The following is an 18,564-nucleotide window of genomic DNA, read 5'->3' as shown; positions in this document are numbered from 1 at the left end:
GTGCTGGGACTTAGAAAAAAGAAACGTGAAATCCAGTGTTTTTGGACACTGGAACAACAGTATTTACTATATATACTATACTTCAGTTTGTATAGCATAACTAATAACTAATATTGAAGTCTACAAAGTTTCCAATCAGGCGCAAAGCAATAAGTTACATTTTTTTTAAAATAAAAACTTGAATTTTTGCTAAAAATCATCTATACTATATAGAGTTTTAGTTTATGTTGTTATGTTAATCCAAGCATTGAATTTATGTATTAACGGTAGCGCTAGTCTAATGCAATATATTGCTGAGGTACAAAAATTTCCTATACTTTCCCAAGAAGAAGAAACGCGATTAGCAAAAAACTGGCACCAATACAAGAATATTTCTTCTGCTCATAAGCTAATTACTAGTCATTTAAACTTAGTAGTAAAAATTGCAATGAAGTTCAAAAATTATGGGCTACTACTGATGGACTTGATCATGGAAGGAAATATAGGTTTAATGCATGCAGTAAAAAAGTTTAATCCTAATTTAGGGTTCCGCTTTTCAACTTATGCGGTATGGTGGATTGAAGCTTCAATAAAAGACTTTATATTGAAGTCTTGGTCGTTTATAAAAATAGGCACAACGCAAGCACAAAGAAAGTTATTTTTTAGTTTGCGTAAAATAAAGAAAAGAATTTTACAATATACAAACAGAGAGACCTTAAGCAATGAAGAAATAAAAGCAATATCTAATGAACTTGCTGTATCTGAAGGGGATGTTATACAGATGAGTTACCGTTTAGCTTATAAGGATCAGTCACTAAATAGTTGCCTAAAAGTAGGTGATGGTTCTAAAAAAGAGCTGCAAGATATGATTCCTTGTAATTCTGTTAGTCAAGAAGTAACTTATCAGAATCATGAAGAAAAAGAACTAAAAGAAACAATTCTAAACAATGCATTAGCAAACCTTAACGAAAGATCAAGAGACATCTTTATTAGCAGATATTTGTCTGAAAACACTCAAACTCTAGATGAACTTGGTAAAAAGTATAATGTTTCAAGGGAAAGGATAAGACAGCTAGCTGAACAAGCAATGAGTAAGGTAAAGCAATATATACAATCAGAAAGTTTAAAGCTTAACTTATATGTTTAGTTTTTTCATGTTTTTGATATTTTTCTCAACAAGCGCTCTTGCATCAGTTAATAGTGTGCAGTTAAAGGAAAAGTATAAAGATTGGTTTGTGTACACTGCATTAGAAGATGGAGAAAAAGTGTGTTACATTATATCTTATCCTAAGAAAAAAAGCGAACATTATACAACTGCTCGCAAGCCATATGTGATGGTTAGTTACGTCAGTAAAAGAGCAGATGAGGTGAGCGTCACTTCTGGCTTGCAGTATGACAAAGAGCCTGTAATTCTTGACGTCGATAGAAAAGTTGAATATATGTTGCCCATAATACAGGGAAATTTTGCGTGGGCGGAGCATACAAAAACAGACCAGGATCTAATCCTCAAAATGAAGCAAGGATTATCGATGGTAGTTAGTGGAAAAATAAAGGCAATAACTGTTGATGATACTTATTCTCTACTTGGTTTTCAAAAGGCATATCAAAAAATGCATGGTTCGTGCCGCACGAAATAAATTATATTTATTCAACTTATGTAAACAAAGCTTGATAAACGTTTCCTATTATATCATCACAAGTAACTATCTTTTCTTCACCTGTATCCATATCTTTAATTTTTAAAGTTTTACTACTCAATTCTTCATTACCGAAAATAACTGCAGCTTTAGCATTTGCTTGACTTGCTTTTCTCATACGACTCTTAAGCGTTCCACTATATTCATGGATTACGTATAAACCACTCCTGCGCAATTTATTTGCAAGTATTAAAGCATATTTTTCAGCTTCCCCGCCAATAGGGACTAGATAAGTAGGTCTCTCCTCTTTTATAGAGTAACTAATTAATTCCATTATGCGCTCAATACCTCCAGCAAATCCTATTGCTGGAGTGTATTTTTCACCTACTGAAGACATCAGATTATCATACCTTCCACCTGCAAATACTGTTCCTTGGCCACCCAAATCTTCTGTGACAAATTCAAACACTGTATGGCAATAATAATCTAATCCCCGAACTAATTTACTGTTTACGGTGTAAGGTATATTAAGAATTGTTAATCCATTTAATATTTGATCAAAAAAATATAAGGACCCTTTTGTATAATGATCACTGATTTTAGGTGCATCAGAGATTATTTCTTTATCTTTCTTATCCTTAGAATCTAATATTCTGAGTGGGTTTTTAATCAATCTATTTTGGCTATCTTCTGATAAGTCATTTTGAAACTTTTTAAAATATGATACCAAAGCTTCTCTATATTTTGGCATTGTTTCACTACTACCTAAAGAATTAATTTCTAGCCTTAAATTCTTATCAAGACCAAATTCAGTTAACAGATGTTGAGCAAGTGATATCAATTCAACATCAGTTTTCGGGTCTTCTATACCAAAAACTTCAAAATTTATTTGGTGAAACTGTCTTTGCCTTCCCTTTTGTGGTCTCTCATATCGGAATGCAGGTCCTGTTGAAAACAATTTTATCGGCGTTTGCAGTTTTTTTTCAATCAATAACCTAACAACTGCAGCAGTAAACTCAGGACGCAAAGTTATGCTCTTTCCTCCTTTATCATTAAAGGTATACATCTCTTTATTAATGATATCTGAACTATTACCTAAAGTCCTTGTGAAGACTTCTGTATATTCAAATATCGGAGTTTGAGCAGGCAAAAAACCATATAAATTTGAAATCCTGTTTGCTGTTTGTTCTATATATTTAAATTTATACCATTCATCAAACAGTAGATCTTTTGTTCCTCTAACTGGTTGAGTAGTCATAGTATAGTATCTATGCCTAAAATTTCCGGTATGTGGTAGCACAACATGTTTTGTATCCCCTGCTTAAGAGTAATTGTAGCACTCGGACATCCAGAGCATGCTCCTTGCAGCTCAACATAAACTATTCCGTTTTTGTAACCACGAAATTTGATATCGCCACCATCTTGAACAACTGCAGGTTTGATATAACTTTCCATTAACTCTCTTATCCTACTTACAATTTCTGTGTCACTTTTATCAAAAAATTCTTCTTCTAGTATGTCATTATCATTCGTCCCTTCTCTATCTAGAGCTTTTCCACTAGACGCAAAGTGATCCATAATTGTAGTTAAAACTTCTACTTTTAATGTATTCCAATTAATATCATCAGATTTTGTTACTGAAATAAAATCATGACCAAAAAATACTCTTATCACATGTTCTATTCGGAAAAGATTTGCTGCTAATTTAGAATTTTTTGTCTCATTTGCACTTGAAAAATCCACCGTTTCTCCTTCGTTTAAAATCATAAACCCAGGAAGAAATTTTAGCGTATTTAGGTTTGGTGTTTCTTTGATTTGAATGAACATATTACTTACCATAGGATTATAATTGTTACTATTTAATCATAAAATAATAAAAAAGTATACATGTCGTTCATCTTTTTTCTTTTCTCAACATTTATAGTAATTAAATTTACCTTACTTAACGTCATTGTATTTTTCTCTCCCTGATGAAAAGAAATAAAATAAGTTTTACTAAGAATGAAACTGGTAGTAATATATCTACAAATAAGGTGTAAGAATATTGGAGCTAACTAAACCCTAGAGCAAAAATAAAATCAACAAAGCATATCAAAAGCTTAATGTAGTTAGTTCATTAAGATAAAGGAATTTATGGTATTTTATACAAAAGTGAAATGTAGCCTGATATAGGTTGCTGAGAAGATAGTAGTTACCTTAATACTATTTTTTATTCATAAAAATTGTTGACTCGTAAAAACATCTTTCAAAATTATATTCTTTTACTAACTAAATTACCTACCAATTGGGTAATCACCAGTGAAACAAGCATCACAGTATTGAGACATTATGTTATTGCGCTTTTCTTCCTTAACAGCTTGATATAGACCATCAATGCTCAAAAAGGTTAAGCTATTCACTCCTATATCTGCCTCCATTTCTTTTATAGATTGGTTTGCAGCAATTAAATCCTTACGCTCTGGTGTATCGATTCCATAAAAACAAGAGTACTTAATTGGTGGGCTTGAAATTTTTAGGTGAATTTCTCTTACTCCTGCATCTTTTAGCATAACTATTATACTTCTGAGCGTGCTACCACGTACTATACTATCATCTATTAAAACTATATTTTTACCTTTTAAGATGCGCTTATTAGCATTAAATTTCAATTTTATTTTAACTTTACGTACTTCAGCGGTTGGTTGTATAAAAGTTCTTCCTATATAGTGATTGCGAATTATTCCCAGTTCCATTGGTAAAGCTGAATGCCTTGAATATCCAATAGCTACAGGTGTTCCAGAATCAGGTATTGGTACAATCATATCCACATTGTTTTTTGGTGGACTTTCCTCTGCAAGAGTTCTTCCTATTTCTTTTCTTACATTATATATAGACTTATTCTCCATGACGCTGTCTGATCGTGAAAAGTAAACGTATTCAAAAATACAAAAACTTGATTTTTGCTGTGAGAAAGGAAATGCTGAAGCTAAGTTACCATTCCGGTCAAGAGTGACTAACTCACCTGGTTCTATTTCTCTGACAAATTCAGCGTTTACTATATCAAAAGCACAAGTCTCAGATGCAAGCACATAAGAACCGTTTAGTTTTCCTGAAACAAGAGGCCTAATTCCTGCTGGATCGCGCACTCCAATAACCACTTCTTGGTTAATTGCAACAAAGGAATAAGCACCTTGTATTTGTTTTAATGCGTATATAAAACTCTCTAAGAAGCTACTCCTAGTATTGACTTCTACTAAACGCACTACTACTTCTGTATCAATATCTGATTGAAAAACGCATCCTTGTTTGATTAGCTGTTCGCGTATTGAAGAAACTTTAATCAAATTACCGTTATGCGCTATAGCAAAATCTCCAAATTTACTACTTTTGCCAAGCATAGGTTGTGCCCCAGACTTACTGCCACTTGTTGAATACCGAACATGGCCTATTGCATAATCTCCAGGCAGGGATTTTTTTATTTCACCTATTTTATCAAGTACACTACTAACCTGACCTTGAAAGCGATAAGAATGTAACTTACCATTGCTACTTGTCGTTACACCAAAAGATTCCTGACCTCTATGCTGCAAAGCATGAAGGCCTATTATGGAGTCAAAAGCAGCATTTTTGTTGGAGCTTGTACCAAATACCCCACACTCTTCATGCATTCTATCAAGCATAAAAATTATTGAGTAAAGTCTAATTTTACTTTAGCGTAGGTAAAGCACAAGCATTTTATTCTTTTCAATACTAAGTTTTTTACAGCAATTTTAACGTACTCTGGAAAACACTAAATCTTGTTAGATTATGATAAAGAATTTGTAAGAGAAACAGAACCGTAAAGTACTTAGAAGGGGCATAAACAAATTTTAACACAAAAATAGGTTATATAAGAGACCTGATTTTATATAAAATCTTAAAATGGTAAAATTAAGAGAAACACCTACAGCCAGAGCTTTGAGCAAACTTACAAAGTGTTTAATTTGCTTTCATGATTGATATACCCTAGAGTAGGGCTACACTAAAATATACATTACTAATTACTACGACATTGATTTATCACTACATTAGCAAGATATCTTATACTATATATACTATTTACCTTAACACTAGCAACTTCTAATAACACAATAAGTGTAATTGTTTCAATAGCAACAATTTCAGTATAATTTCTATTACAACTAGTGTATCGCTATAATACCGAACAATAGGTTAAACCTATGTGACTGCCAATTCTCTTAAGGAAATTCTTGAAAATTGCTTTCTGTGGAGGGTCATGTTTTGTACCATCTATTATGAGTAGCTAGACACGATGTAAATTATCGTTATTTACATTTTCTTTGTATTCAAGGAAATATTTTATAAGCTCATTTTCCCTTTTTACTCAGTCAAATATAATATACCAATATATAATTCTTTTTTTTTTCTACTTAACTATAAAATTCATGGCTAGCACCTTCCTTCAATAGGAATTCTGTAATTTCAATATTGTGATCAATTTCTATATAATTACTAAAAGTAATAGACTGTGACAATCTGTTTTTTTGCCTACTAGGTACATGCAGTAAGAGATTTTCATTGTACTTAACTTGTATTTTACAATACCATCAATAATTAGCTTTTCTTTAGCAGAATTTTTACATCGGTTTTAATTCCATACTCAATAGTAACTTAACAACATTGTTTTCCTTTAGAGTGCAATACAGTAATGTAAATTTTAGTTATCAAATGTATTATGATTTACTCTATATTTTTTTACATTAAGATTATGCCTAGTTCATGACATACGACACGCAAGATAGTCCTACTGTTACCCATAATATTACATTTATGTATGTAAGTTACAATCATGGTCTGATACTAACAATCATGAACCGGTGTTGAATTATATTAATACTATACTTAAATAAAACTCCTTTAAGAAACTTTACCTAACCAAGTTCAGGTTATTAGAAAAATTCTTCACAAGAAATCCAATATTAAGTGCCAGTATATATATTATAAATTTTAGTTTATTTATTGATATCTTGAACTTTTTCTAACAAAGCTTTTATTTTGGCTAGATCTCTATTTTTCAAGAGCCTTAAACAGTCAACCTTTCCTTCACTTAAATGTGAACCATAGCGCTTTTCATAGAGTTTTCTATTAAAGTTTTTATAAAACTGAGTTAAATTATTAACTTAATTATCATTAAGCCGTTGACTAATAAATTTTTCCTTAATCTTATCTGTTAGTACTCAATATACTACTGTTGTTTCCTCTATTTCCTTAGTCTTTTCCGTTACTTTACACTCTCTTTTCACCTTGTAGCTAAAACTATTCTATCATGATACTACTCCAGTATAAATTTGTAATGTGCCTTCTTAATCTCTTCTACATCTATACTCTCTGATAACCATGTCCTTTAAATGCCTCTTTATATATTTTCGAGACTATAACTTTCACTTAGCCAGGATAATTTAACACAAAATATTACTTTAGCAACTCGCTCAAGGACTAAAGTAAAAATGTGACCCTAAAGGTAAAATTCTTACTTAGTCAACTTGTATCTCATTTCATTTTATAACGGCATTACAAAATTAGCAGACATTCTGAAACCCAGTTTTTAATTTAATGTAATCAAAAATATTGTTTTGCTTTTATATCATTTTCAAAAATTTCAAAGTGAAAATAACATAAAAACCTACCAACACACTGCTATATGTTAACGCTGCAGTATAATAAGCCCACTCTAGCATTGGTTACTTTTATAATACTATTTACTAATTTTAAAACCACTCTTCTACTCTTTCTAACTGTTTATAATTATTAAATCTTAGAAACTTATCGAAATATGGAGAAGCAATAAAAGGAGTACTCTCCCTTAAATAACTAGACAAAAAACCTGGTAAATTATCTTGAAATTCCTGCATTTTTAGTCTATAATCTTTCAAACGAATAATTTTTATTTTATCATAATCAAGCTTCCAATAAGCAAGTTCTGAAATTTCTTTTTTGGTTGTGTATTCGACCGCTAAGGCTTGTAAAATTAATTGTGGAAAAAACCCTGACATAACTTCCTTGTTGGAAGGTGGTGAACCAAGTTTATAGTCTATAATCGCCACTTGTCCATTTGGTAGGTATTCAACTCGATCACATCTTGCTATCAGTGAAATTCCTTTTGTCATCCAAGTAACATGACTACCGGTATGTGCTGGAATATGAGGTATTGGATAAGAGAAGCTTTTTTCTAACTTAATATGATTGTTTCTAGCCTTATCAAATTTAACGAAAGATTGAATTACTCTCTGCAGCTTTACCCACCACATACTTGAGAAATTAAACTGACTAGTTGAGAATATCTCGCCTGCAATGCTCATAAGTGGCTTCTTATCACATAAATACCTCTCAAGAATATTATGCACCATAGTACCAAATTCTAGTATTGACGGCTTAAAATTTAACTCTCTTAGCTGTCTAAGATTCAGTATATATTCAACATAAAATGAGTAAGGGTTACGAATCAGTTTTTCTACTGCACTAGAAGACATCACTTGCATTTTTTCTTCTCTAACTTTAGCTTGAGGCTTGGGTGTAGGCTGGGTACATGGAACAATGCATTCAGGTGTATTTAATATTCTTAGCCAATCACGATAAGGATATTTTGGTTTTTGTGACAGAACTTCCAAACGACTTAATATAGTTGGCTTCCTGTCGCTCAGCAAGCTTATAATATAAACTTTGCTTGCACCAAATAAATTACGCAGGGTATATAAAAAATACCCCTGTTCCTCTTGTACAGAAGGAAGACCAAATTTTTCTCTTATCAGAGTATTCAAAAATGGATTTTGAAAACTCGGCATATCATAAAATCCAGCAAGTATTACAACTCTATTGTAATATAAACTGAATCTATTTAAGTCACTTGCTACAGAAAAAAACTCCTTCTTCAGGAAGAAAGTTAGAATTTGCTTGTATATTTCCAAAGAACATTTAACTTTCACACCCTCACATGCATTCGAAAAATCACAAATAAAATCACCTATTTCATTATCCATCTTTAAAAGATTTACATTAGAAAGCATATGAATACACTGTAAATGAGCTGTTACTATATCATAAATTGAGTAATTTATAACATTAGTTAATATTTCGTATATAATCTTTAAATTATTGATAATAAGTAATATATCCTTTTTATATTTTAGCTTTTCATGGGTATTGATAACATTTATAATATCACTTAGACCGTTGGTATTAAAACTACGTAATACCTCTATTTCAAATTCAGATAAAATCTGAGCATATTCTTCCTTAGAGTAGCCAAAAGTCACTAGCTCATGTTTGAGAAGTGCAAGCAATGCCACACTATTCCAATTTGAGGTTAAAATCTCGATGCTGTAAAGCAAAAGCATTATGTAAGAGTTATTTTCTGATGTAGGTTTTGATAAACAAGCCATACGGGTTGCAAGTAATTTGTCAAGAACGACCAAAGAAACATTTTCATAACCTTCATTCTCTATAATTAATAATATCACTTGTGCTTCTTCTTCTCTAGAAGCACAAGCGATAACTTCAATATTTTTAATGCACCCACTACTAACTTTACTAAGATCAGCAGTTGTATCAAAGATATAATCTAAATATTCTACAGTTCCTTGATCACAGATTCCAGCTTCACGTCCTGGAACAACAGCAATGTAAGTTTCATCTAGAAAACTCACATCTTTTCTATCTACATTTAAGTAATCCAACAGGTCTTTTACACTATATTGATAATGTCTTTTGCTGAGTGACTCCCAATCTTTCTCTTTAATTTTAAAGTTTAGGTTAGGTAAGATTATTTTTCCAAATGGCAGGTCATATATAGCTTTGATTAATAACTTGTAGATTTTACCCTTTCCAATTCCGACAAAGATTATATGTTGATCTCTTTGCAAAGAAGTAACCATATTTGCTATATAATCACTCTTATGTTTTGATATATCTATTACTCCTAGAGTTCTTAGAGTTCTACTCCAAGTTTCACCAAGCAAATTTATGAAACTCTCTATTTTTTTTGAGTACCTACCAAACTGATAATAGTCCTTTGTCTTGGTACCTTGAATTTTATCAAGCAATAATGGTAGGCTACAAGCCAATTCAATGGGAAAGTTATCATTATTTTTTTTATTCCACTCCAGTATGAATTGAATCAACAATAGCGTCATTTTTGTCGGCTTGATAACTCTGATTTTATCAAGATTTAATATTAAATCTTCTTCATCAATGTTTTCTAGTGAAACTACCTCCGGTAGAATTATGCATTTTCTAGCGCTGTAGCTCTTGAATGCACTCAGCAACGCTATAACATCTCTTTTACAAGGAAGTATGATCTTTATTTCAGGAATTTTTTCTCTTTCATATTCAAAAAATATATGCTGAATCAGCACATCAAAGAAAGTTTCACATGTATTAATAGTAAAAATTTTCCCCACAAAAGATATCGACTAATAAGATGCTTATTGTATAGTAAAATACAAATGTGTTTGAAGCTTATTATGTTATTATGTATTAAAACTTATTCATAATATTGTATGGTAAATATCAGAGTAGAAGTCCTAAATAAATGTAAGCAGGTTAACCACAGGTGGCTAGTCGATATTTACTCAATCTGCATAAGTAAAGAGTTACCACCAAAGCTGTATAAAGAAATTTGTGAGTTATTTTACAATAGAGTTATACAAGACTACCGTTATTACCTCTGCAATGAAGATCTTGAAGAGGTTAGATACGATTTTATAAAACCGCAAGCCAAGTGGGGTTTAGAGATAAGCTTCCTACCTGGCATGAACGATAATGTAGGTAATACAGTAAAACAAATCGTTAGAGAATATTTAATAAGTAAAGGCCATCTTTATGAAGATATTTACATCAATGCAAGAAGCTCTAAGTTAATTTTAGGTAAAGGAAGCGCACCAACTAAAGACGATATAAAACAAGAATTTAACCCTATCACTGAGTATTGTAAACTTATTTATAAGGAAAACGGCAATTGTCATTGGAAGTATTACGGCAGATCACACATTCACTATAGTATCGTTCCAGCACAAAGCCATATAATAACAGAAAAGGAAACAACTGCAGATAGAAATCGAGCTAAACCTATCGATTTAAACGTAAGTAACCAAGAACTTAAGAAGATCAGCAGAGATGGAATCGATGGTAATGGCCCTTTAGGGCTTTCTCTCATGGCAATGAAAACTATAAGAAATCACTTCAAAAAACTTGGCAGAAATCCATACGACATTGAACTTGAGTCCCTTGCACAAACTTGGTCTGAACATTGTAAGCACAATATCTTTTGTTCTCCTATTGACAAAATAAAAGATGGTCTATACACATATTATATTAAGCGTGCAACACATGAGATAGATTCTAAAATATGCGTATCAGTTTTCTCTGATAACGCAGGAGGAATAATCTTCGATGAAGATTACTTAATTGTAGATAAAGTTGAAACCCACAATAGCCCTTCAGCTCTTGATCCGTTTGGAGGAGCAATGACTGGAGTACTTGGAGTTAATCGCGATATAATAGGTTTTGGCAAGGGCGCAGAACCTATAATGAATACCTATTATTTTTGCTTTGCTAAAGAAATAAAAGACAGATTTTATAGGGATAAAGAACGTATCGATGAGATTTTACGGCCAAAATATATAATGAAAGAAGTCATTCATGGTGTTAATGTTGCTGGCAATTCCTCTGGAATTCCAACACAACTTGGATCAGTATACTTCGACGATAGGTTTTGTGGCAAACCATTAGTCTTTGTTGGAAGTGTTGGAATTATCCCGCGTAGTATAAATAATGTACCTTCACATATTAAGAAACCTAAAAATGGTGATAAAATCGTAATTATCGGTGGAAAAGTTGGAAGAGATGGAATTCATGGTGCAACGTTTTCTTCAGAGGCACTATCAAGGAGCAGTTCTTTAACAGTTGTACAAATTGGTGATCCTATTACGCAAAAAAAATTATCAAATGCCGTAATGGAAACAAGAGGTCTTGGTCTTTATAATGCAATAACAGATAATGGAGCAGGTGGCCTATCATCATCCATTGGTGAAATGGGAAGAGATGGATTTAAAGTTGATTTAAGCAAGGTTTTACTTAAAAGCCATGATATGGCTCCATGGGAAATATGGATATCAGAATCACAAGAGAGAATGACTTTAGCAGTACCAAAAGAAAACCTTCCTGCATTTAGGCAAATCATGAAAAAACATGATGTAGAAATCAGCGTAATTGGAGAATTTAACAACAGTGGCAAAGCTATTGTCGAATATCCAGGAGGGATAGTAATAATGGATATGGAAACTAAGTTTCTGCATGATGGCAACCCTAAAATTTATTTACAAACAAAGCCATGGTCTATAAAAACTAAACCTGAATTCTTGTATCAAAGTGTACATGATGGTAAGTTTAAGCACAAAATGGATCCCAGAGTTAAACACTGGGATAATACCCCTCACATATCATACACTAGAATGACAACAGACCTTACTTTTCTAGAAGTTGAACTAAAAGAAATGCTAAGCAGACCAAATATATGTAGTAAAGAGTTTATAGTGGTGCAATACGACCATGAAGTTCAAGGTTCATCTGTGTTAAAACCACTGCAAGGAAAGGGAAGAGTGTGTAGCGAAGTTATTGTTTCAAGGCCAATCCTTTCTTCAAATAAAGGAGTTGTAAAATCGCAAGGGTTTGGCTCTAGCTACGGAGAAATTGATACTTATCATATGGCAGCATGTGCAATCGACACTGCCATACGCGGCTGTGTGGCTGCAGGAGGAAATATAAATCATCTAGCGTTGCTAGACAATTTTTGTTGGTGTGATGCTTATAATCCAAAAAGACTATGGCAGCTAAAGAGAGCTGCAGAAGCTTGTTACAACTTTGCAACTGCATTTAAAACTCCATTCATATCTGGGAAAGATAGTATGTTTAATGATTTCAAGGGATATGATGAAAATGGCAAGAAAGTGATGATCTCTGCGCCACCCTCACTACTCATCTCAGCAATTGGAGTTGTAGAAAATATCGAGAGCGTGGTATCGCTTGATGTAAAAATGCCAGGGGACTTGATATATGTGCTTGGCACAACCTACGACGAGCTTGGTAGATCTGAATATCAATTATACAGTGGAATAGGCGATAATAGGGTACCAAAGGTTGATGCAAAGAGCGCTAAGAAGTTGTATCAGCGTTATAATCTTGCAATAAAAAATGATATGATTGTCTCCGCGATCACATCAAACTTAGGAGGGCTAATTATTGCTCTGGTAAAATCGCTGATTGCAGGAGACCTAGGTGCTGAAATTGATCTTTCACTAGTACCAATTGGAGAAACGCAAAATAGGAACATAATAAACAAGATAATAATGTTTTCTGAATCACAAAGTAGAATTTTAGTTACTATATCACCGCAAAATCAACAAAAGTTTGAAGAATTATTTAGAGGTATAGTTTTCTCATGCATCGGCAAAGTGACAGAGGAAAAGATTCTAAATATAAAAGATACCTTAAAAGTAGATCTGAAAGATTTAGAAAACAGTTACCGCAGTATGCTAATGTAAAGTTAAAGTATTTACTATTATACTAGAAACCTTTTCATTGTGGACAACGTTTATTTGGAATAGATATACGATTATCATTTTAAAAGTAGGTAATTATATCTGTTTTTATTGCTTCTTCTGTTTATTAATCTTTTTTTTACTTAATATTTCAAATAAGTTAGCTATAACTATGAACTAGAAAGGGAATAGAGAAAAGAAGAAAAACAGGGTAACTTCCAAGCATAGCTATAGCAGAAGATTACTCAATAAGTAAAATATAATAGAGTTGTCTTATAGATAATAATTGCGAAATAATAGATGAAAGTTTCACAAGTAGGCTATTATCCAATGACAAGGGAAATACAAGAGTACTAAAATAATGTATTCCGAAATTATAATAACAATTCTACTATATTGAAATTAGATACGAAAATTTCAAATTGTTTTATCAACTATTACTTTAAAGGTATTGCATAAGTCAGACTTTCTAATATTCCTTCATATGTAGGTTTATTGAGCTAAAGCCGATTATATTCGATTTTGCTACAATGGCTATGCGAGCATAGTAAGAAATACGTATATCCTATATTAATTCGATACCTAATTGCACAATAAGCTATAGAAAAAGAGTCCCAAAAAATAAAGTTTTTGCTGAAATTACAAAGTTAAGCAAAAGCACTTACATTACTGGTTTACAGTTCCAAACTGCATATGGTAATCAATAAAAATAGTGAAATTCAAGGGTTTACTCTAGCAAAAAATAATGTTAAATAGCAGAGGATTAGTTTTAGATCTAACTCGAAAATCAATAGGTTTATACTTTAAAGTAAGGACTATATTAAAAACTGTTTAATAAAAACCTCAAGCCTATTAATTAACATAAAAATATAAAGACCACACTAATTTTATTAAATGGAAAGTTTTTTCTGAAAAAAAGACCTATTATAAGATAGCTTCTATATGCCTCAAAGGTAGACTTGAGATAGAACATATTTACCTAATCCCATATTAACTTCCTAGTCACATTTTTTCTACGCTTATTTCATATCCTTTACACCACAAAAAGACCTTCCATTTCTAACACTTTCTTTACTGGCTAATTCATAATTAGCAGATCTTAATACTGTATACATTAAAGCAATAAGAAAAATAATTAATATTTTTATTATTAAACATAAAAGAGAGCCATATTAAGCTAAATGATAGCTTTAATATACCATAAGCTTAAAGTCTTCCGTCAATTTTACAGAATGCATTTTTTTATTATCTTGATTATAGAAAGTAAATTCGTGATCATCTAAGTCTAATATTGCAAAACCGAAGCCAAAAAAGTTTCTAACTTCATATGCTAAATAACTTTTATTATTTGGATAACTAAACTCTACATTTCGGTAAACCGGCTTCTGATCTTGAGCATGTAGTAATGCACCACCGTTCCCGATTATGATCTGATCTGGAACACTGTCCATTAATAATATCTGAGCTATATGAATGTGTCCAGAGACTATAGTAGTTACGTTACTGGGAAATTTATCTCCAAAAGCTTCAATTTGTGTAAGATTGCCATGGCTCTTTAATGTTAGAAATTCTTTCTTTGGGGATCTCCAAAGCGGTTTGTGAGTTAAAAACCACGTAGGCTTATCAGAATTATCTTGCACTAATTTATTAAATTGTTTTTTAAAAGTATCAGTCATCTTTTGATTTGAAAAAACATCCTTACCAGAAGAAGAGTCAAAGACGAAGAATCTAATCGGTCCAGCATCTAAAGACCAGCTAGGAATGCAATCTACACACTTTTCAGATGAAATGGGATATGGATCTAGATACCTAAACCATCCCTCATAAGCTCCATTACAATCTTCATGATTTCCTCTAACAAAAAGAAAGGAAGATTGCGATAAAATATCCTTTGCAGGATTAAACCAATCAGCGTACCAAACTTCTTTATTATATCCATAAACATTACCACACTTTTTTGCCTTTCTACATTTTGTTTTTCTGTAATGATAGTCGCCAACATGAATAGTTAGATCTGGTTTATGGAGAGCAATAGAATCTAAATTTTTTTTTAAAGGCCAGCTATCTTCCGAATTGCATTCCTGCTGAAATAATGCACTTGTTCTACAGCCCGTGTCACCAATAAAAGCAATTTTACTAATCTTTTCTGGTAGTGTGGGAATTTGTGTATTATCAATACTAATGTTTTTAGCACTTGCCTTTATTATCAGTTCACAAACCGTTTCGGTGTGATTGCCACTGTTAATTGAGCTGCGATTTAGCATTTCTACTTTCTCACCATCAATATAAGCAATTGGACATATATTATTACCTATAATTGCACGTACACTTAATTTGTTTCCTGGAATAACTTGAGACCAAGTATACAATATTTGTGCGTAAACAGAATAGAAATTGGTTATAAGGAGTAAAGTCAAAAAAACAAAAATATTAGCTATATTCATTTATATAAAAACCTAAGTTAAAAGTTAGCAATGTAATCACCTTAAATAGGTAAAGTTTATAATCATAAAATCCGCTACTTAATCGTATAGACAATTTTTAAATTATCCTAGTATCAGATTGACACTTCAGATAAAAAATCTTAAAGTGATTAAGTAATTTAAAATAATTATATAAAAACTAGAATGAAGTGCGGTCGTGGTGGAATTGGTAGACACGCAGTGTTGAGGTCGCTGTGGCTTATAAGGCCTTGGAAGTTCAAGTCTTCTCGTCCGCACCAGTTTTCTTATTATTGTTTATATAGGTAAGATGTTTATAGAAAATCAAGGTAAAAATAAGGTAGAAAGAGCCATTAGCGAAATCAAGCGTGGCTTACCAATTTTAATATATAATAAAAATGATTATCTATTGTTTACTGCTGCTGAAACTTTGGAGAGAGATTTATTTAATCAACATAAGCTTATATCAGAAAATCTGTATATCACTTTAACTTCAAGCAAGATGCGGCATACATTAAAGAATGGAGAAAGTGGTAACAAACGCTTGCAAGTAAGCAACTTTAATGAACTGCTCCATTTAATAAATTGTTCGATAGAAGATTATACAAAGAGGTTACAATGCTCAAAAACAATAGATAAATATGCTACCACTTTGCTTAAGTTTTCAGAGTTATTGCCATATGCGTTGGTGGTTGATATGACTTTTAAAGATGAGAATGAAATGCAATATTGGTGTGAGAAGAATGATGTTATTGCATTGTATACATCATTCGTAAATCATTACCAACAAGATTATGATATATATGAAGTATGCAAAACATCTCTATTTTTGAGGCAAACCAAAAAGGCGAATATCATATCTTACAGAACTAAAAATCGCGGAAAAGAACATTATGCAATTATTATTGGCAATCCAAATAAAGAAGGTGAACCATTAGTGAGAATTCATTCTTCATGCTACACAGGTGACTTGTTAGACAGCTTATCATGTGATTGTGGAAGCCAGTTACATCAAGCAATCCAGATAATGTCTGACTCTGTGGGCGGAATTATATTATACTTGATGCAAGATGGAAGAGGTATTGGTTTAACTAATAAGTTGAAAGCGTATGCTATGCAGAGAAAATATAACCTTGACACTGTAGATGCGAATAGAATACTGGGTTTTGAAGATGATGAAAGAAACTTTACTGTTGCAGCTAAAATACTTGAGAAATTAAGCATCAAAAAAATCCAATTACTTACAAATAACGATAAGAAGTTATTAGAGTTGAAAAGTAGTGGCATAGAGGTTACAAAGTGTCTACCACTTATTATGGAACGTAATAAATATAATGATTCATATATGGAGACAAAATTTAGTAAGCTAGGTCATAGATTAAGAGTTTTTTAGTTTTAACTACTTCGTTAATTTATTGGGTTCATTAATATAAGTCAAGATTTTAGACAATTAAGATGCTAAAGTTTTTTAAGCAAGAAAAAAATAATAAGTTGTTGGATAAAGATATAAATTGGAATTCGAATCGTTATAGCATAGTTGTTGCTCAGAGAAATACTCTACTTCTATTTACATTAATATTATCGGTAGCAATTTTTATAAGCATATTAGCTATATTCAAAATTAGCACTAGTAGTACTATTGAGCCATTCGTTATAGAAATTGAAAAAAAATCAGGAATAGTGCAATGGGTTGATCCTGTTACGGTAAAACAATATTCTGCAGATGAAGTACTAAATAATCATTTTATTGCAGAGTATATAAAGTCAAGAGAAATTTTTGACCCATATAACTATAATTATAACTACTACACAAAGGTAAGATTATTTTCCTCACCCAGCGTATATAATGAGTTTAAAAATTATACAAAACTACAGAATATGGATGATCTTTTTAGTTTATATTCAGACTTTATTAAAAATGAGTTTAAGATTCGCTCAATTCAGAAATTACATGATAATACCTTTCAGGTGAGGTTCACTGTGGAATTTACACAAAAAGATGGAAACTCTATAAGAAAAAATAAAATAGCTATTATGTCATATAGATATGCGTCACTTGAAATGAATGATCAGCAAAGGTATGTTAACCCGTTAGGATTTCAGGTTACTTCTTATAGAGTAGATGATGAATATGTATAGAACATTATTAGCTTTAGCTTTACTGATAAGTAATAATTTAAATGCATCAGTCAATTATAGTACGCCTATTTCTGTAGACAGCAGAATAAAAACTTTTGTGTATAGTCCTAACGAAGTATTTACAGTTGTTTTCAGTCAAGGTTACTATTCTTATATACAGTTTGCAGAAGGAGAGAAAGTCAAAAATATCGCCGTTGGTGATGCATCTAGTTGGAAAATTAGTCCTTATGATAATAAATTACTTATTATGCCATTTGAAGTTAGTGGTCGTACTAATATGATTATTACAACTACAAAAAAAAGGGATTATATTTTTGATTTAATCTCAAGACCGAATTATGATAAACACCCAGATACTAATACTGAAAAAACAAGCTATGATTATTCTACTGAAAAAGATATATCTTATGTAGTACGTTTTTATTATCCTCAAGAAGAAGATGAGTTTGACGTTGATTTAGATGAAATATCTACTCCTACTCAAATGCAATATGTTGTAGATAATCTTGAAGATGTAGTACAGGAAAATGCCACAAAGTACAATTATACGTATATCAATGAAGGTGTTAAAACTGATCTAATACCAATAGAGTTGTTTGATGACGGCTATTTAACCTATTTTAAATTTAAGGATGGTAACAAAATACCTCAGGTTTTTGTAGAGGAAAACAAAGCTAAATTGCCTTGTAAAAGACTGTTATTTGATGGTTATGTTATAATAAAAGGGGTGCATAGGAAGCTATTCATACGCTACGAAGATGATGAGATCGAAATTATAAATAGATCACTTTAGCT

General features: G+C 31.7%; 11 protein-coding genes and 1 tRNA gene. 7 read left to right on the top strand and 5 right to left on the bottom strand.

The annotated features are described in order from the left end of the window. Positions 1 to 232 precede the first annotated feature (232 nt). A complete protein-coding gene (locus WOVOC_RS01235) occupies positions 233 to 1,126 on the top strand; it encodes an RNA polymerase factor sigma-32 (protein WP_025264070.1) in 894 nt (297 codons plus the stop codon). Further along, the gene (locus WOVOC_RS01230) at positions 1,119 to 1,616 is read left to right on the top strand and encodes an invasion associated locus B family protein (RefSeq protein WP_025264069.1); all 498 of its coding nucleotides are present in this window, start codon (positions 1,119 to 1,121) and stop codon (positions 1,614 to 1,616) included. The genes WOVOC_RS01235 and WOVOC_RS01230 overlap by 8 nt, the downstream gene beginning before the upstream one ends. 16 nt (positions 1,617 to 1,632) lie before the next feature. Here the strand turns inward: WOVOC_RS01230 and hisS are convergent, their stop codons facing one another. From hisS to WOVOC_RS01210, 4 genes are all read right to left on the bottom strand, one after another. Next, positions 1,633 to 2,874 carry a histidine--tRNA ligase gene (gene hisS, locus WOVOC_RS01225; RefSeq protein ID WP_025264068.1) on the bottom strand — a complete coding sequence of 414 codons (1,242 nt, stop codon included), beginning with the start codon at positions 2,872 to 2,874 and terminating at the stop codon, positions 1,633 to 1,635. Beyond that, on the bottom strand, positions 2,871 to 3,443 hold the full coding sequence (locus WOVOC_RS01220; RefSeq protein ID WP_025264067.1) for a NifU family protein: 573 nt from the start codon (positions 3,441 to 3,443) through the stop codon (positions 2,871 to 2,873). Before WOVOC_RS01220 ends, hisS begins: the two co-directional genes overlap by 4 nt. 446 nt (positions 3,444 to 3,889) lie before the next feature. Then, positions 3,890 to 5,275: an amidophosphoribosyltransferase gene (gene purF, locus WOVOC_RS01215; protein WP_025264066.1), complete on the bottom strand. Its 1,386-nt coding sequence runs from the start codon at positions 5,273 to 5,275 to the stop codon at positions 3,890 to 3,892. A gap of 2,088 nt (positions 5,276 to 7,363) precedes the next feature. Continuing rightward, positions 7,364 to 10,051, bottom strand: a complete 2,688-nt coding sequence (locus WOVOC_RS01210) for a PD-(D/E)XK nuclease family protein (RefSeq protein ID WP_025264065.1) — start codon at positions 10,049 to 10,051, stop codon at positions 7,364 to 7,366. Positions 10,052 to 10,150: 99 nt separating this feature from the next. Here WOVOC_RS01210 and WOVOC_RS01205 point away from each other — a divergent pair, with 99 nt between their 5' ends. Continuing rightward, positions 10,151 to 13,192 (top strand): phosphoribosylformylglycinamidine synthase subunit PurL, encoded by a 3,042-nt coding sequence (locus tag WOVOC_RS01205; protein WP_025264064.1) that lies wholly within the window; start codon positions 10,151 to 10,153, stop codon positions 13,190 to 13,192. Between the two features lie 1,187 nt (positions 13,193 to 14,379). Here WOVOC_RS01205 and WOVOC_RS01195 read toward each other — a convergent pair. Next, complete coding sequence (locus tag WOVOC_RS01195; RefSeq protein WP_014869097.1) at positions 14,380 to 15,633, bottom strand: metallophosphoesterase; 1,254 nt, start codon at positions 15,631 to 15,633, stop codon at positions 14,380 to 14,382. A gap of 190 nt (positions 15,634 to 15,823) precedes the next feature. Between WOVOC_RS01195 and WOVOC_RS01190 the strand changes: the two genes are divergently transcribed. The 4 genes from WOVOC_RS01190 (at position 15,824) to virB9 (ending at position 18,562) form a co-directional block, all read left to right on the top strand. Then, a tRNA-Leu gene (locus tag WOVOC_RS01190) sits at positions 15,824 to 15,911 on the top strand. A gap of 29 nt (positions 15,912 to 15,940) precedes the next feature. After that, on the top strand, positions 15,941 to 17,023 hold the full coding sequence (locus WOVOC_RS01185; RefSeq protein ID WP_025264063.1) for a GTP cyclohydrolase II: 1,083 nt from the start codon (positions 15,941 to 15,943) through the stop codon (positions 17,021 to 17,023). A gap of 62 nt (positions 17,024 to 17,085) precedes the next feature. Then, complete coding sequence (locus WOVOC_RS01180) at positions 17,086 to 17,769, top strand: VirB8 family type IV secretion system protein (RefSeq protein ID WP_025264062.1); 684 nt, start codon at positions 17,086 to 17,088, stop codon at positions 17,767 to 17,769. Beyond that, positions 17,756 to 18,562 (top strand): P-type conjugative transfer protein VirB9, encoded by an 807-nt coding sequence (gene virB9 / locus WOVOC_RS01175; RefSeq protein WP_014869094.1) that lies wholly within the window; start codon positions 17,756 to 17,758, stop codon positions 18,560 to 18,562. Before WOVOC_RS01180 ends, virB9 begins: the two co-directional genes overlap by 14 nt. Positions 18,563 to 18,564 lie beyond the last annotated feature (2 nt).

It is taken from the genome of Wolbachia endosymbiont of Onchocerca volvulus str. Cameroon (genome assembly GCF_000530755.1).
GTDB lineage: Bacteria > Pseudomonadota > Alphaproteobacteria > Rickettsiales > Anaplasmataceae > Wolbachia.
Note: the sequence above shows the minus strand (reverse complement) of the source record. Positions and strands in the feature narration are given on the sequence as shown.

What these genes read in the sequence shown, in the direction of transcription:
- WOVOC_RS01235 (WP_025264070.1), top strand. Translation starts at nt 233, where the DNA reads ATGTTAATCCAAGCATTGAATTTATGTATTAACGGTAGCGCTAGTCTA.
- WOVOC_RS01230 (WP_025264069.1), top strand. Translation starts at nt 1,119, where the DNA reads ATGTTTAGTTTTTTCATGTTTTTGATATTTTTCTCAACAAGCGCTCTT.
- hisS (WP_025264068.1), bottom strand. Translation starts at nt 2,874, where the DNA reads ATGACTACTCAACCAGTTAGAGGAACAAAAGATCTACTGTTTGATGAA.
- WOVOC_RS01220 (WP_025264067.1), bottom strand. Translation starts at nt 3,443, where the DNA reads ATGTTCATTCAAATCAAAGAAACACCAAACCTAAATACGCTAAAATTT.
- purF (WP_025264066.1), bottom strand. Translation starts at nt 5,275, where the DNA reads ATGCTTGATAGAATGCATGAAGAGTGTGGGGTATTTGGTACAAGCTCC.
- WOVOC_RS01205 (WP_025264064.1), top strand. Translation starts at nt 10,151, where the DNA reads ATGGTAAATATCAGAGTAGAAGTCCTAAATAAATGTAAGCAGGTTAAC.
- WOVOC_RS01195 (WP_014869097.1), bottom strand. Translation starts at nt 15,633, where the DNA reads ATGAATATAGCTAATATTTTTGTTTTTTTGACTTTACTCCTTATAACC.
- WOVOC_RS01185 (WP_025264063.1), top strand. Translation starts at nt 15,941, where the DNA reads ATGTTTATAGAAAATCAAGGTAAAAATAAGGTAGAAAGAGCCATTAGC.
- WOVOC_RS01180 (WP_025264062.1), top strand. Translation starts at nt 17,086, where the DNA reads ATGCTAAAGTTTTTTAAGCAAGAAAAAAATAATAAGTTGTTGGATAAA.
- virB9 (WP_014869094.1), top strand. Translation starts at nt 17,756, where the DNA reads ATGAATATGTATAGAACATTATTAGCTTTAGCTTTACTGATAAGTAAT.